Origin of the sequence: Aeromicrobium yanjiei (genome assembly GCF_009649075.1) — a bacterium.
Classification (GTDB): domain Bacteria; phylum Actinomycetota; class Actinomycetes; order Propionibacteriales; family Nocardioidaceae; genus Aeromicrobium; species Aeromicrobium yanjiei.
Window position 1 is genome coordinate 2,964,052 of the sequence record NZ_CP045737.1, and the last position, 13,206, is coordinate 2,977,257.

Genomic DNA, 13,206 nt, shown 5'->3' on the forward strand with positions numbered 1-13,206 from the left:
GGAGGCTGAGGATGACCCGCGTCGACGAGTTCGACAACTTCTACTCCTCGACCTTCGCCGAGGCCGTCCAGGTGACGTACGCCGTCAGCGGCGACCGGCAGGTCGCCTACGAGGCGACCGTCGACGCCTATCGACGGGCCTGGCGCGACTGGTCCAAGATCCGCGACCGCAACCCCATCTCGTACGTCCGCAACGAGGCCTGGAAGCTCACCGCACTCAGCCGCGGCACGCACCCCCTGCGCAAGCGCAACGAGGACGACAGCGACACCGAGCTGCTGACCGCGCTGCACGGCCTCGCGGTCGACGACCGGCGACTGATCGTCCTCATGACGCTCGGCAACACCGATCTGGAGGAGGCGTCCAGCGAGGTCGGCCTCCCGGCGGAGGAGGGCATCGAGAACGTCACGACCGCGCTCTCCGCGCTCGAGACGTCCCTCGGCGAGGGCATCGACGCGATCGAGCGCCGCATGCACGGCTTGTCGGCCGTGACCGACTCCCTGCCCGTCCCCTCCCCCGCGGACGTCCGCACTGCGGCCCGGCGCGGGCTGCGCCGCAACACGATCATGCTCGTCGCCGCGGCGATCGCGCTCATCGTGGGCAGCGGCTTCGTCGCGACCGAGGGCGACGCCCTCGCGACGAGCTCGGACCTGCCGACCCGGCAGAAGTTCGGCGACGAGACCCCCGACGTCAAGCTCGACGCGCGCCAGGTCAGCGCCGACAACCTGCTGTCCGCCAAGCAGGTCAGCGCACTGGACCCCGCGCGCACCTGGAAGGTCACGAGCACTGACGAGGACGTCACCAACACGACGCCCTATGCGACCTGCCCGACCAAGCGCTTCGCAGATCCCGACCCCGTCAAGGTCTTCGTCCGGACGTTCGACGCCGCGGGGCCCACCAACGAGCGCGTCGCGCAGTCGATCGAGGTCTCCAAGAGCGATGCGGTGGCCACCCAGTCCTACGAGCGGCTCGTGCAGTGGTACTCCGACTGCGAGCACCCCCGTGTCGAGCTGGTCGCGGCTTACACCGTCAAGCGGCCGTTCGGCGACTTCAAGATCCTCAAGCTGCGCTCCCACCGCCAGCCCGAGCGGACGTTCACGGTCGGCTTCAGCCACTCCGGCACCATCACGAGCACCCTGGTGCACGAGGTCGACGGCGCCAGGGGCCCCAGCACGCAGGCCTTCGCCCGTACGCTCAACGAGTCGGTCGCCAAGGTCTGCAAGGACAGCGGTGGCAAGTGCTCGCGCACGATCAAGGTCATGCGCACCGATCCCCCGCCCACGTCCGAGGCGCCGGCCTTCCTGGGCATCGTCGACCTGCCGCCGATCGCCGACATCGACAAGGTCTGGGCCGCTGCCCGGGTCGATGCGCGCAACAACCCCGCCGCCACCTTGTGCGACAGGGCGGACTTCACCAACAAGTCGGTCTCGTCGGTCGGCTCGCGGATCTACGTGCTCTACCAGGCCAAGGACCTGCCCCGGGAGTTCGGCGTGGCCGAGACCGTGGCCCGGTTCCGGTCGACCAAGAAGGCTCGCGCGTTCGTCGACACGGTCGAGCGGCGGATCAGGACCTGCGACGACAAGATCCCGTCCGCCCGCATCGACCAGACCTCGACGATCAAGGGTCCGGGCTTCACAGGCCGGATCTGGCGAGTCGGCTTCGACATCTCCGACAAGAGCAAGAAGCGCGTCTACTACCGCACCGCGATCATCCGCCGCGGTGACGACGTGGCCCAGGTGACCTTCACCCCGGCCGGCAAGTACGACATCTCCCAGCGCCAGTTCGTCAAGATCGCGACCCGCGCCGGCACCCGTCTCCAGTACGCCGAGGAGCCGGCCCCCAAGACCACCCCCACCCCCAAGACCACCCCGACCCCCACCACCAAGCCGAAGAGCTGACCGGGCCCCCAGCCCCAAGCCGCCCCGACCACATACGAACAAGACCCCCGGCGCCGCAAGGCGCCGGGGGTCTTGTGTTCGGGAGTCGAAACCCGTCAGAGGGTCCTTACAGACCCTTGAGGATCTCCCGCATGAGGTCGGCGGTCTCGGACGGCGTCTTGCCGACCTTGACGCCCGCTGCCTCGAGGGCTTCCTTCTTGCCCTGCGCGGTGCCCGCACCGTCGGAGACGATGGCGCCGGCGTGGCCCATCGTCTTGCCCTCGGGAGCGGTGAAGCCGGCCACGTAGCCGACGACCGGCTTGGTGACGTGGGCCTTGATGTAGGCCGCAGCCTTCTCCTCGGCGTCTCCACCGATCTCGCCGATCATCACGATCGCCTTGGTCTCGGGGTCCGCCTCGAACGCCTCGAGGGCGTCGATGTGCGTCGTGCCGATGATCGGGTCGCCGCCGATGCCGATGGCGGTCGAGAAGCCGAAGTCGCGCAGCTCGAACATCATCTGGTAGGTCAGCGTGCCCGACTTGGAGACGAGACCGATCGGGCCCTTGCCGGCGATGTTCGCCGGCGTGATGCCCGCGAGCGCCTCGCCCGGCGTGATGATGCCGGGGCAGTTGGGGCCGATGATGCGCGTCTTCTTGCCCTGGGCGTACGCCCAGAACTCGGCGCTGTCCTGGACCGGCACGCCCTCGGTGATGATGACGAGCAGGCCGATCTCGGCGTCGATGGCCTCGATGACGGCATCCTTCGTGAACGCCGGCGGGACGAAGGCGACCGACACGTCGGCGCCCGTCTTCTCGATGGCCTCGGCGACCGAGCCGAACACGGGGAGCTCGACGGTGTTGCCGTCGGCGTCCTTGTGCTCGACCGTGGTGCCGGCCTTGCGTGCGTTGACGCCGCCGACGACCTGCGTGCCGGCGGCCAGCATGCGGGCGGTGTGCTTGGAGCCCTCACCGCCGGTGATGCCCTGGACGATGACCTTGGAGTCCTTGGTCAGAAAAATAGCCATGTCTGCCCCTTAGCCGTTCGCCAGTTCGGCGGCCTTGTCGGCCGCGCCGTCCATCGTGTCCACCTGGGTGACGAGCGGGTGGTTGAGCTCGTTGAGGATCGCACGACCCTCCTCGACGTTGTTGCCGTCGAGACGGACGACCAGCGGCTTGGAGGCCTCGTCACCGAGGAGCTCGAGAGCGCCCTTGATGCCGTTGGCGACCGCGTCGCACGACGTGATGCCGCCGAAGACGTTGACGAACACGCTCTTGACCTGCGGATCGTTCAAGATGACGTCCAGGCCGTTGGCCATGACCTCGGCCGACGCGCCTCCGCCGATGTCGAGGAAGTTGGCGGGCTTGACGTTGCCGTGCTTCTCACCGGCGTACGCGACGACGTCGAGGGTGCTCATGACGAGTCCCGCGCCGTTGCCGATGATGCCGACCTCACCGTCGAGCTTGACGTAGTTCAGGCCCTTGGCCTTCGCCTTCGCCTCGAGCGGGTCAGCCTCTTCGTGGATGACGAACTCTTCGTGCTCGGGGTGACGCACCTCGGAGGCGTTCTCGTCCAGGGAGACCTTGCCGTCGAGCGCCTCGAGCTTGTCGCCCTCGAGGCGAGCCAGCGGGTTGACCTCGACGAGCGTGGCGTCCTCCTCGACGAAGACCTTCCACAGCGACTGGACCATGGCCACGGCCTGGTCGGCGAGCTCGGCCGGGAACTTGGCCTCCTCGACGATCGCGCGGGCCTTGGCCTCGTCGACACCGGTGCCGGCGTCGATCGGGATCTGGCGCACGGCCTCGGGGTTGGTCTTGGCGACCTCCTCGATCTCCACACCACCCTCGACGCTGGCGATGCAGAGGTAGCTGCGGTTCGAGCGGTCCAGCAGGAAGGAGAAGTAGTACTCCTCGACCGGCGGGGTCGCGGGCGTGACGAGCACACGGTTGACCGTGAGGCCCTTGATCTCCATGCCCAAGATGTTGGAGGCGTGCTCGAAGGCGTCCTCGGGGGTCTTGGCGATCTTGACGCCGCCGGCCTTGCCGCGTCCGCCGGCCTTGACCTGCGCCTTGATGACGGTGACGCCACCGAGCTGCTCGGCGGCGGCCTTGGCTTCGTCGGCGGTCTGGACGACAACGCCGAGCGTCGTCGCGACCCCATGCTTGGCGAAGAGCTCCTTCGCCTGGTATTCCATCAAATCCACGGTGGTGTCCGTCCTCAGTTGGAAGTTCCGCTGTGCTCACGGTCGGCCGGAGGCCGCCTCAAATGAGCCTTTGCGACTCTAGCCGTTAACTCAGCGTTCACGAGCGTTGGCTGCGTCACACCGCGGCGTACCCACCTGCGGCGCGTCGACACCCAGTTCGGCGCAGAGGGCCCGCAGGCGCTCGAGGTCGTCCTCGGCGCCGTCCGCGACGATGCGGCTCGCGTCCTCGGCGACCGCGGTGCGGACGAGCTGTTCGGCCGACTGCTCACCGCCGACGAGCACCACCTCGTGCCCCTCGTCCCGCAGCCTGCGCGCGATCTCCCGCACGCGGGAGTCGGCACCGAACGCCCCCACCACGACCCGGTCCCTCACCATGGCCCCGATGCTCCCACAGCGGTGAGTGCTGTCACAGTTTCGGGCGGCTCTGCGCGGGAAACGCGCGCCAAGGCCAAGACTTGTACATATACGGTTTCCCCCGCACCCAGCCGTCGGCTAGGCTCCACGAGTTCCCGTTTCCACCCCCGGAGGTTTTCTGCGTGTCTTCGTCTGCGCCTAAACGCCGACTTGACGTTCGACACGAGACCCCTACCCGCGTGGCAGGCAAGCGTGCCGCCGAACGTCGCAGGACCCGCAAGCGCTTCACCCCCACTCCAGCCATGGCCGGTGCCTTCGCACTCGTCCTGGCTGCTTTTGGTTCTGCCGTCGTCAGCGACAACACGGACGCCAACTCGCTGCGGGCCGACAAGTACCAGACCATCTCGCAGAGCTACACAGGTCCGGACGAGGCTGCGGGCGGCGACGTCGACATCAGCCGCGACTTCAACCGCACGACACAGCTGCGCCAGACCAAGGCCCAGGCCGGTCAGACCCAGCGCGCCCAGCAGGAGCTGGTCAAGGCCGTCGGCAAGGAAGCGACCAAGCAGCGCCTCAACCAGTGGGTCATCCCGGTCACGGGCTACCACCTGACGGCGCGATTCGGCCAGCGCAGCGGCCTGTGGTCGACGACCCACACGGGCCTGGACTTCGCCGGTCCCGCCGGCACCACGATCGTCTCGATCGCCGCCGGCACCGTGAAGTCCACCGGCTACGAGGGCGCCTACGGCAACCGCACCGTCATCACCCTCAATGACGGCACCGAGGTCTGGTACTGCCACCAGAGCAAGATCGCCGTCTCACCGGGCGACCAGGTCGGACCCGGCGACGTGATCGGCTACACCGGCTCGACGGGCAACGTCACCGGTCCGCACCTGCACCTCGAGGTCCGCCCCGGCGGCGGCGGCCCGATCGACCCGTACGCGGCGCTGGTCGAGCACAAGGTCACCCCGTAACGCTGCCCGCCCGGGTCAGAGCTTCTCGACCGGCGCGTAGCGCAGGAGCAGGCGCTTGACACCCTGCGAGCCGAAGTCGACCGACGCCACGGACTTCTCGGCCTGACCCTCCACCGTGATCACGGTGCCGAGTCCGAAGCTGTCGTGGCTGACCCGGTCGCCCGGTGCCAGCGACACGATCTCACGGTCGCCCTTCTTGCGGGCCCGCGCCGCGACGTTGGACGTGCGGAACGACGACTGCGCGGTCGCGGACGGCTGGCTCGGCGTCCACTGGGTCGGCGGCGAGGCGAGGCGGCGCCACTGCACCAGCGACTCCGGCAGCTCGTCGAGGAAGCGCGACGCCGGGTTGTACGCGGGAGCGCCCCACGCCGAGCGGGTCGTCGCCCGGGTGACGTACAGGCGCGTACGGGCCCGGGTGATGCCGACGTACGCGAGCCGCCGCTCCTCCTCGAGCTCCTTGTTGTCGGCCATCGAGCGCATGTGCGGGAACACCCCGTCCTCGAGGCCGGTGAGGAACACGACCGGGAACTCCAGGCCCTTGGCGGTGTGCAACGTCATCAAGGTGACGACACCGTCACCCTCGTCGGGGATCTGGTCGGCGTCGGCCACGAGCGCGACCTGCTCGAGGAAGGCCGCGAGCGACCCCTCCCCCAGGCTCGGCTCGTCGGGGATCGCCTCGACCGCGGCCGGACGCTCCTCGGCCGGCTGATCGTCGGTGTCGTCGTCGACGGTGCTCGCGCCGACCACGAACTCGCGGGCGACCGCGACGAGCTCCGCGAGGTTCTCGACGCGGGTCTCGTCCTGCGGGTCCGAGCTCTGCTCCAACGAGCCGAGGTAGCCGCTGCGGGTCAGCGCGGCCTCGAGCACCGCGTCGGCCGGCGCTCCGGAGTCGGCCATCTCCATGAGCTCGCCCATGAAGGTCGTGAACGCCTGGATCGCGTTGAGGGAACGGGTGGCCAGGTCGGGTGCCTCGTCCGCGCGGGTCAGCGCCTCCCAGAAGCTGATGCCGTGCATCGTGGCGAGCCGCTGGATCGAGGCCTCGGCCCGATCGCCGATGCCCCGCTTGGGCTCGTTGATGATGCGGCGCAGCGAGACGGTGTCGCGGGGGTTGACCAGCACCCGGACGTACGCGAGCGCGTCCTTGATCTCCTTGCGCTCGTAGAACCGCACACCCCCGACGACGCGATAGGGCAGGCCGACGCGGATGAACACCTCCTCGAACACCCGGCTCTGGGCGTTGGTGCGATAGAAGATCGCGACGTCCTTGGCCGCGAACTCGCCGGAGTCGACGAGCTTGTCGACCTCATCGGCGATGAACTGTGCCTCGTCGCGCTCGTCGTCGCCCACGTAGCCGACGATCTTCTCGCCGTCGCCCTCCGCGGACCACAGCTGCTTGTCCCTGCGGCCCTCGTTGCGGCTGATGACCGCATTGGCCGCCGACAGGATCGTCTGGGTCGAGCGGTAGTTCTGCTCGAGCAGGATCGTGGCGGCGTTGGGGAAGTCGTCCTCGAACTCCAGGATGTTGCGGATGTTGGCACCGCGGAACGCGTAGATCGACTGGTCGGAGTCGCCCACGACCAGCAGATCGGACTCCTCGTCCGTGAGCTCCTTGATCAGCGCGTACTGCGCGTGGTTGGTGTCCTGGTACTCGTCCACCAGGATGTGGCGGAAGCGGCGGCGGTACGTCTCGCGGACGTCGGGCCAGGCCTGGAACAGGTGGACCGTGTTCATGATCAGGTCGTCGAAGTCCATCGCATTGGCGGACTGCAGGCGCCCCTGGTAGGCCTTGTAGGCCTCGGCGTAGATCTCCTCGGTGGGGTTGGTCGCCCGGCCGGCCGCCGACTCGTGGTCCACGAGCTCGTTCTTGAGGTTGGAGATCCAGTTGAGCACCGCGCGCGGGTTGACCTTCTTGGGGTCCAGGTCCATGTCGCGGCAGATCAGGGTCATCAGCCGCCGCTGGTCGGCCGCGTCGTAGATCGTGAACGAGGACGTGAAGCCGAACTTGGTCGCCTCGCGGCGCAGGATGCGCACGCACGCGGAGTGGAACGTCGAGACCCACATCATGCGGGCCCGCGGGCCGACGAGGTCCGCGACGCGCTCGCGCATCTCGGCGGCCGCCTTGTTGGTGAAGGTGATCGCGAGGATCGAGCCGGGGTGGGCTCCACGGGCCGCGATGAGCCAGGCGATCCGCCGGGTCAGCACGCGGGTCTTGCCCGATCCGGCGCCGGCCACCACGAGCAGCGGCCCACCCGGATGGGACACCGCAGCCCGCTGCGCGTCGTTGAGGCCTTCCAGCAGGGTCTCGGAGCGGGGACGCCGCGCGTCGGCGGGCGTCAGGGAGGCGGCGGGTGGCACGGGGAACGGCAGCGTCATCGTGCCTTCCAGCCTAGTTGCCGCACCCGACATCGGGGGCGGGGGTTCCAGCGAACGTAGACTCCTGCCCATGCACCCCGCCCATGCCGTCCGGGAGGCCCGCGAGGGCGATCTCGATGCGCTGACCGACGTGTGGGAGCGAGCCGCCCGGTCGTCCCACGCCTTCATGGGCGACGAGGAGATCGCGGGCATGCGGCCCTTCATCCGCGATGCGTACCTGCCCTCGATGGACGTCTGGCTGGTGGAGGACGGGAGCGCCGCGATCGCATTCGTCGGCGCCCGCGACTCCCACGTCGAGCTGCTCTACGTCGACCCGCCGTTCCACGGCCGCGGCCTCGGCACGTACCTGCTGGCCCGCGTGGGCGCCACCAGCGTCGAGGTCTACGAGGGCAACGACACGGGCCTCGGTTTCTACCGCTCGCAGGGATTCGTCGCGGTGCGGCGACGTGAACGCGACGCGGCGGGCCGGCCGTTCCCGATGGTGGTGCTGGAGCGATGAGCCTCGACGTCGCGATCGACCCGACCGCCCCCGACGCCCCGTTCGAGCAGCTGCGCCGTCAGGTCGCCGAGCAGGCGGCCGACGGCCGGCTGGCCGCAGGCCACCGGCTGCCGACGGTCCGTGGCCTCGCCGAGACCCTCGGCCTGGCGACCAACACGATCGCCAAGGCGTACCGCGCGCTCGAGGCCGACGGGATCATCGAGACGCACGGACGCGGCGGGACGTTCATCGCGGCCCGCCGCCTGGACGACGCCGAGTCCGACGCGGCCGCTCAGGCGTACGCCCGGCTGGCCCGCCGGCAGGGCCTCTCGCGGGACGAGGCGCTCCGCCTGGTCGAGCGGCACTGGACCGCCTGACGGGCGTACGGGCCATTGATCGGACCGGATATCCTCAGGACGTGCCGTTCACCTTCGTCCTGTTCCTGCTCCTCGTCGCGGGCATCGTCCTCATCGGTCTGGCCCTCACCGGAGCCGGCAGCCGCGACCGGTCGCACGAGGCCCCGCCCCGCCTGCCCGGTCACGACGTGATCGAGAAGCGCAAGAAGCGCGAGAACCCCGAAGCCTAGTCATTCGGCGTTGGGGTTGGGCTTGCGCCACGTGCGCTCGAACGGCAGCCGCCACGCGCCCGGCGCGATGAGCTGGTGGATCGCGTTGGGTCCCCACGTGCCCTGCTGGTAGGGCCGCACCGGAGGCGGGTCCTCGAGCAGCGGCTCGGAGATCTCCCACAGCCGCTCGATGCCCTCGGCCGTCGTGAACAGGGTCCGGTCGCCGCGCATCGCGTCGTGGATCAACCGCTCGTACGCCTCGAGCACCTCACCGGCACGCTCGGTCTCCTGCATCGCGAACTGCATGCTGAGCTTGTCCAGCCGCAGCCCCGGACCGGGTCGCTTGCCGTAGAACGACAGCGACAGCCGGGAGGCGTCGGCGAGGTCGAACGTCAGATGGTCCGGCCCCGCGAGGCCGACACCCGATCCGGCGGGGAACATGCTCTTGGGCGGCTCGCGGAACGCGATCGAGATGATCCGCGCCCCTTCGGCCATCTTCTTGCCGGTGCGCAGGTAGAACGGGACGCCGGCCCACCGCCAGTTGTCGATCTCGGCCTTCAGCGCGACGAACGTGTCGGTCTCGGAGTCCGAGGCGACACCGTCCTCGTCGCGATAACCCTGGTACTGACCGCGGACGACGTGGTGCGGGTCCAGCGGCCGCATCGAGCGGAAGACCTTGTTCTTCTCCTCCGAGATCCAGTCCGAGTCCAGCGACGTCGGCGGCTCCATCGCCATGAACGCGAGCACCTGGAACAGGTGGGTCACGACCATGTCCTTGAACGCTCCGGTGCCCTCGTAGAAGCCGGACCTGCCCGCCAGCGACAGCGTCTCGGGGACGTCGATCTGCACGTGGTCGATGAAGTTGCGGTTCCAGATCGGCTCGAACAATCCGTTCGCGAAGCGGAAGGCCAGGATGTTGAGCGCCGCCTCCTTGCCGAGGAAGTGGTCGATGCGGAAGATCTGCTCCTCGTCGAAGACTTCGTGGAGCTCGGCGTTCAGGGCCTTCGCGCTGGCCAGGTCCGTCCCGAACGGCTTCTCCATGATGATGCGCGAGCGTTCCACGAGGTTCGCCTCGTCGAGCGTGTGCACCACGTCCAGCGCCGACTTGGGCGGGACGCTCAGGTAGTGCAGCCGGCGCGGGCTGCCGCCGAGGTCCTTCTCGAGCTCCGCGGCAGCCCTCGCGAGCCCGTCGGCGCCCTCGCTCACGTTGATGTACGACAGCTTCGGCGCGAAGTCGCGCCACTTCTGCTCGTCGATCTCCCGCGTGCTGAACTCGCGGTAGGCCTCGCCGGCGAACGTCCGGAAGCCCTCGTCGTCGAAGTCGTCCATCGAGACGCCGAGGATGCGCGAGTCCGGGACCAGACCCGACTGCAGCAGGTGCATCACTCCGGGCAGGAGCTTGCGGCGGGCCAGATCGCCCGTGGCACCGAAGATCACGATCAGATGCGGCTGCTCGTCCATGCCCACAGGCTAGACCCGCCGGCGGGTCCCGGCGAGCCCTCAGCGGGTCGCGTTGACGCTGCGCAGGATCGCTCGCGGCGCGACCCGGGTCAGATACTTCGTGGACACCTTCGCGGGCATCTCGACCGTGATGACAGCTCCCGCCTTGTGGTGCTTGCGGAACCACATCGAGTACGTCCCGTGGCACGAGGAGAAGCAGTCGAACGCCTTCTTGGGCAGCCGGATCTGCGCGGCGAGGCGCTTGGCCCACTTGTTGTTGCCGGTGTCGCGGATGTCGATGCCGTTGAGCGGCTGGTGGAAACTGATCGTGTACTCGGGCTTGATCTTGTCAGCGAAGCTGCGGATGGCCCTCGACTCGGGCTCGGAGAAGGCCTTGCGTCCGGAGTAGGTCGCCCCGCCCTGCTTCTTCCACCCGGTCGAGAAGTTGCGGTTGAGGTCGACCCCGCGGGCGTTCTGTCGCTTGCCCTTGGCCACCCCGTCACGGTTGAGGACGGGAACGACCCAGATGTCGGCACCCTTGATGGGCCGCCCGTCGCGCAGGGCGCGCAGCGTGCGCGTCGGGCCGGTCTCGTTGCCGTGCATCGCGGCGATGAGCAGCACCTTCTTCTTCGACGTCGGCGTGCCGAGTCGCCAGGCCACGATGTCGCGGCCGTTCACGCTCTGGCCGATGACCTTCTTCTCCACGATCGCGGACCGTGGCTTCTCGGCGGCGACCGCAGTCGACCCGGCCGTGGGGACGGCGAGCGCGACGGTGACCAGCAGGGCGGTGCCAAGAGACGTCATGGCGACCATCATGTCCCAGCCCGCCCGCGTACGCGAGTGGCGCAAACCCGTCCGCGAGTGGCGCAAACCCATCCGCGAGTGGCGCGGAAGTGGACGACACGCCGTCTCATTTCCTTCACTTTGCGCCAGTCGCGGGTTCGGGTCAGATGAGGCGGCGGTCGTTGGCCCAGCGGGTGAGCTCGTGGCGGCTCGAGAGCTGCAGCTTGCGCAGGACGCTGGAGACGTGGGTCTCGACGGTCTTGATCGAGATGAACAGCTCCTTGGCCACCTCCTTGTACGCATAGCCGCGGGCGATCAGGCGCATGACCTCGCGCTCGCGCTCGGTCAGCCGGTCCAGGTCCTCGTCGACCTGGGCGATCTCGATCGTCCCGGCGAAGGCGTCGAGCACGAATCCTGCGAGGCGCGGCGAGAACACCGCGTCGCCGGCCGCGACCCGGCCGATCGCGTCCAGCAGCTCGGGGCCCGAGATGTTCTTGGTGACGTAGCCCCGTGCTCCCGCGCGGATGATGCCGATGACGTCCTCGGCCGCATCGCTGACCGACAGGGCCAGGAACTTGGTCTCGGGGTGCCGCAGGTGCAGCCGACGGATCACCTCGAGCCCTCCCCCGCCGGGCATGTGGACGTCGAGCAGGACGACGTCGGGCTTCGTCGCCGCGATCTGCGCCACGGCGCTGTCGACGTCCTCGGCCTCCGCGACGACGTCGACGGGGCCGTCGATCTCGGCTCGTACACCGGTGCGGAACATGGCGTGGTCGTCGACGATCGCGACGCGCAGGGTGGTCATGAGGGAGCCTCTTCGGTCGGTGGGGGTTCAGCGGGAGCGGGTCCGGTCGTCGGCTCGCCGGGACTGAGCGTGACACGCAGCGCGACCTCGGTGCCTTCGCCCGGACCGCTGCGGACCGAGGCGGTGCCACCGTGGCGCTCGACGCGGTCGACGATCGAGCCGCGGACGCCCATGCGGTCGGCCGCGATGGTCGCGAGGTCGAAGCCCACACCGCGGTCCCGCACGAACACCTCGGCGACGTGCCCGTCCGTCTCGGCGTACACGTCGATCCGCTCGACCTTCGCGTGCTTCGCGGCGTTGATCATGGCCTCGCGCGCGGCGCGGGACAGCGCCAGCGCGTCGGAGTCGAGAGGGGCGTCACCGACCGCGATGACCTCGACCGGCACGCGGTGGGTGTCCTCGACCTCTGCCGCCGCGGCCCGCAGCGCCGCCACGAGCGAGTCCCCGGCCTGCTCGTCGTCGCCGTAGAGCCAGGCCCGCAGCTCTCGCTCCTGCCGGCGTGCGAGCGTGGCGACGGTCGCGGAGTCGCCCGCGTTCTTCTGCAGCAGCGCGAGCGTCTGGAGCACCGAGTCGTGCAGGTGGGCCGCGACGTCCGCGCGCTCCTGGGAGCGGACCCGCTCGCGTCGCTCCTCCCCCAGGTCGCCGACGAGCCGCGAGATCCACGGACCGAGGATGAGACCGATGCCCAGCACCGCGATGACCAGTGCGGACGCCAGGTTGAGCGCGGCACCCCAGCCGCCCTCCTTGCCCAGGAAGTAGAGCACCGCGAGCGCGACGAGCGCTGCGCCGGCCGCGAGGCGGGACGCGAACGCCCAGCCGCGGGTCTGCCGCATCCAGCGCTCCCACGCGACGTCGTCGAACTGGCGCCAGATGACCGCCAGCCCCACCACGCCGACCAGGAGCGGTGCGAACAGTCCGCCGCCGATACCGCGTCCGGTCGCCTGGATCAGGAACAGGACCCCGACCCCGACCGCTCCGAGGGCGATCGTCTGGGCGATCTCGGTCGGTCCGGTCCGGTCTCGGGTGCGCAGGCCGCGGCGGGTCGCCGACTCCAGGCCGGGCGAGAGCTCGGGGCGCTCCAACGGCAGGAACCGCCACAGCAGGAGGTACGCGATGACGCCCGCGCCCTGCATCCACGTCGCGACGATGAACACCAGCCGCACGTAGAGGACCGGGACGCCGAGGTGCTCGGCCAGTCCCGCCGAGACACCGCCCACGAGACGGTGGTCCGCGGGCCGGTACGCGCGCCGATAGCCGTCGGCGACGCGCAGGGGGTCTGGACTCACCCATGAATCGTCACACGTACGTGCGCGCGCCCGCCACCAGGAAGGCCCCTCGACCGTCGTCAGGGTGCCCGGGT

General features: G+C 69.4%; 13 protein-coding genes. 5 read left to right on the forward strand and 8 right to left on the reverse strand.

Going from position 1 to position 13,206, the window contains the following annotated elements:
• Nucleotides 1-11: 11 nt before the first annotated feature.
• Nucleotides 12-1,895, forward strand: coding sequence for a SigE family RNA polymerase sigma factor (locus GEV26_RS14490; protein ID WP_153654179.1), 1,884 nt, complete (start codon nucleotides 12-14; stop codon nucleotides 1,893-1,895).
• Between the two features lie 106 nt (nucleotides 1,896-2,001).
• Here GEV26_RS14490 and sucD read toward each other — a convergent pair whose 3' ends face one another.
• The 3 genes from sucD to GEV26_RS14505 form a co-directional block, all read right to left on the reverse strand.
• On the reverse strand, nucleotides 2,002-2,898 hold the full coding sequence (sucD, locus tag GEV26_RS14495; RefSeq protein WP_153654181.1) for a succinate--CoA ligase subunit alpha: 897 nt from the start codon (nucleotides 2,896-2,898) through the stop codon (nucleotides 2,002-2,004).
• A gap of 9 nt (nucleotides 2,899-2,907) precedes the next feature.
• The gene (sucC, locus tag GEV26_RS14500; RefSeq protein ID WP_153654183.1) at nucleotides 2,908-4,074 is read right to left on the reverse strand and encodes an ADP-forming succinate--CoA ligase subunit beta; all 1,167 of its coding nucleotides are present in this window, start codon (nucleotides 4,072-4,074) and stop codon (nucleotides 2,908-2,910) included.
• A gap of 90 nt (nucleotides 4,075-4,164) precedes the next feature.
• Nucleotides 4,165-4,449, reverse strand: coding sequence for a hypothetical protein (locus GEV26_RS14505; protein ID WP_153654184.1), 285 nt, complete (start codon nucleotides 4,447-4,449; stop codon nucleotides 4,165-4,167).
• Between the two features lie 218 nt (nucleotides 4,450-4,667).
• On the opposite strand from GEV26_RS14505, the gene GEV26_RS14510 reads away from it, so the two are divergent.
• Nucleotides 4,668-5,402 carry a M23 family metallopeptidase gene (locus tag GEV26_RS14510; RefSeq protein ID WP_208430974.1) on the forward strand — a complete coding sequence of 245 codons (735 nt, stop codon included), beginning with the start codon at nucleotides 4,668-4,670 and terminating at the stop codon, nucleotides 5,400-5,402.
• 15 nt (nucleotides 5,403-5,417) lie between these two features.
• Here GEV26_RS14510 and pcrA read toward each other — a convergent pair whose 3' ends face one another.
• The gene (pcrA, locus tag GEV26_RS14515) at nucleotides 5,418-7,775 is read right to left on the reverse strand and encodes a DNA helicase PcrA (RefSeq protein ID WP_153654186.1); all 2,358 of its coding nucleotides are present in this window, start codon (nucleotides 7,773-7,775) and stop codon (nucleotides 5,418-5,420) included.
• Nucleotides 7,776-7,845: 70 nt separating this feature from the next.
• On the opposite strand from pcrA, the gene GEV26_RS14520 reads away from it, so the two are divergent.
• The 3 genes from GEV26_RS14520 to GEV26_RS14530 are packed head-to-tail and all read left to right on the forward strand — an operon-like array spanning nucleotide 7,846 to nucleotide 8,839.
• Nucleotides 7,846-8,274 (forward strand): GNAT family N-acetyltransferase, encoded by a 429-nt coding sequence (locus tag GEV26_RS14520; RefSeq protein WP_153654188.1) that lies wholly within the window; start codon nucleotides 7,846-7,848, stop codon nucleotides 8,272-8,274.
• The gene (locus tag GEV26_RS14525; protein ID WP_153654190.1) at nucleotides 8,271-8,630 is read left to right on the forward strand and encodes a GntR family transcriptional regulator; all 360 of its coding nucleotides are present in this window, start codon (nucleotides 8,271-8,273) and stop codon (nucleotides 8,628-8,630) included. The genes GEV26_RS14520 and GEV26_RS14525 overlap by 4 nt, the downstream gene beginning before the upstream one ends.
• Nucleotides 8,631-8,671: 41 nt before the next feature.
• On the forward strand, nucleotides 8,672-8,839 hold the full coding sequence (locus GEV26_RS14530) for a hypothetical protein (RefSeq protein WP_153654192.1): 168 nt from the start codon (nucleotides 8,672-8,674) through the stop codon (nucleotides 8,837-8,839).
• Here the strand turns inward: GEV26_RS14530 and zwf are convergent, their stop codons facing one another.
• The 4 genes from zwf to GEV26_RS14550 form a co-directional block, all read right to left on the reverse strand.
• Nucleotides 8,840-10,279 carry a glucose-6-phosphate dehydrogenase gene (zwf, locus tag GEV26_RS14535; RefSeq protein WP_153654194.1) on the reverse strand — a complete coding sequence of 480 codons (1,440 nt, stop codon included), beginning with the start codon at nucleotides 10,277-10,279 and terminating at the stop codon, nucleotides 8,840-8,842.
• A gap of 39 nt (nucleotides 10,280-10,318) precedes the next feature.
• Nucleotides 10,319-11,062, reverse strand: a complete 744-nt coding sequence (locus GEV26_RS14540; RefSeq protein WP_194839877.1) for a M14 family zinc carboxypeptidase — start codon at nucleotides 11,060-11,062, stop codon at nucleotides 10,319-10,321.
• Nucleotides 11,063-11,204: 142 nt separating this feature from the next.
• Nucleotides 11,205-11,846: a response regulator gene (locus GEV26_RS14545; RefSeq protein ID WP_153654198.1), complete on the reverse strand. Its 642-nt coding sequence runs from the start codon at nucleotides 11,844-11,846 to the stop codon at nucleotides 11,205-11,207.
• Nucleotides 11,843-13,132: an ATP-binding protein gene (locus GEV26_RS14550; RefSeq protein ID WP_243838773.1), complete on the reverse strand. Its 1,290-nt coding sequence runs from the start codon at nucleotides 13,130-13,132 to the stop codon at nucleotides 11,843-11,845. The genes GEV26_RS14545 and GEV26_RS14550 overlap by 4 nt, the downstream gene beginning before the upstream one ends.
• Nucleotides 13,133-13,206: the final 74 nt, after the last annotated feature.

Excerpts from the sequence above, each read along its gene's own strand:
- GEV26_RS14540 (WP_194839877.1), bottom strand. The coding sequence starts at position 11,062 with ATGACGTCTCTTGGCACCGCCCTGCTGGTCACCGTCGCGCTCGCCGTC.
- pcrA (WP_153654186.1), bottom strand. The coding sequence starts at position 7,775 with ATGACGCTGCCGTTCCCCGTGCCACCCGCCGCCTCCCTGACGCCCGCC.
- sucD (WP_153654181.1), bottom strand. The coding sequence starts at position 2,898 with ATGGCTATTTTTCTGACCAAGGACTCCAAGGTCATCGTCCAGGGCATC.
- GEV26_RS14505 (WP_153654184.1), bottom strand. The coding sequence starts at position 4,449 with ATGGTGAGGGACCGGGTCGTGGTGGGGGCGTTCGGTGCCGACTCCCGC.
- GEV26_RS14520 (WP_153654188.1), top strand. The coding sequence starts at position 7,846 with ATGCACCCCGCCCATGCCGTCCGGGAGGCCCGCGAGGGCGATCTCGAT.
- zwf (WP_153654194.1), bottom strand. The coding sequence starts at position 10,279 with ATGGACGAGCAGCCGCATCTGATCGTGATCTTCGGTGCCACGGGCGAT.
- GEV26_RS14490 (WP_153654179.1), top strand. The coding sequence starts at position 12 with ATGACCCGCGTCGACGAGTTCGACAACTTCTACTCCTCGACCTTCGCC.
- GEV26_RS14525 (WP_153654190.1), top strand. The coding sequence starts at position 8,271 with ATGAGCCTCGACGTCGCGATCGACCCGACCGCCCCCGACGCCCCGTTC.
- GEV26_RS14545 (WP_153654198.1), bottom strand. The coding sequence starts at position 11,846 with ATGACCACCCTGCGCGTCGCGATCGTCGACGACCACGCCATGTTCCGC.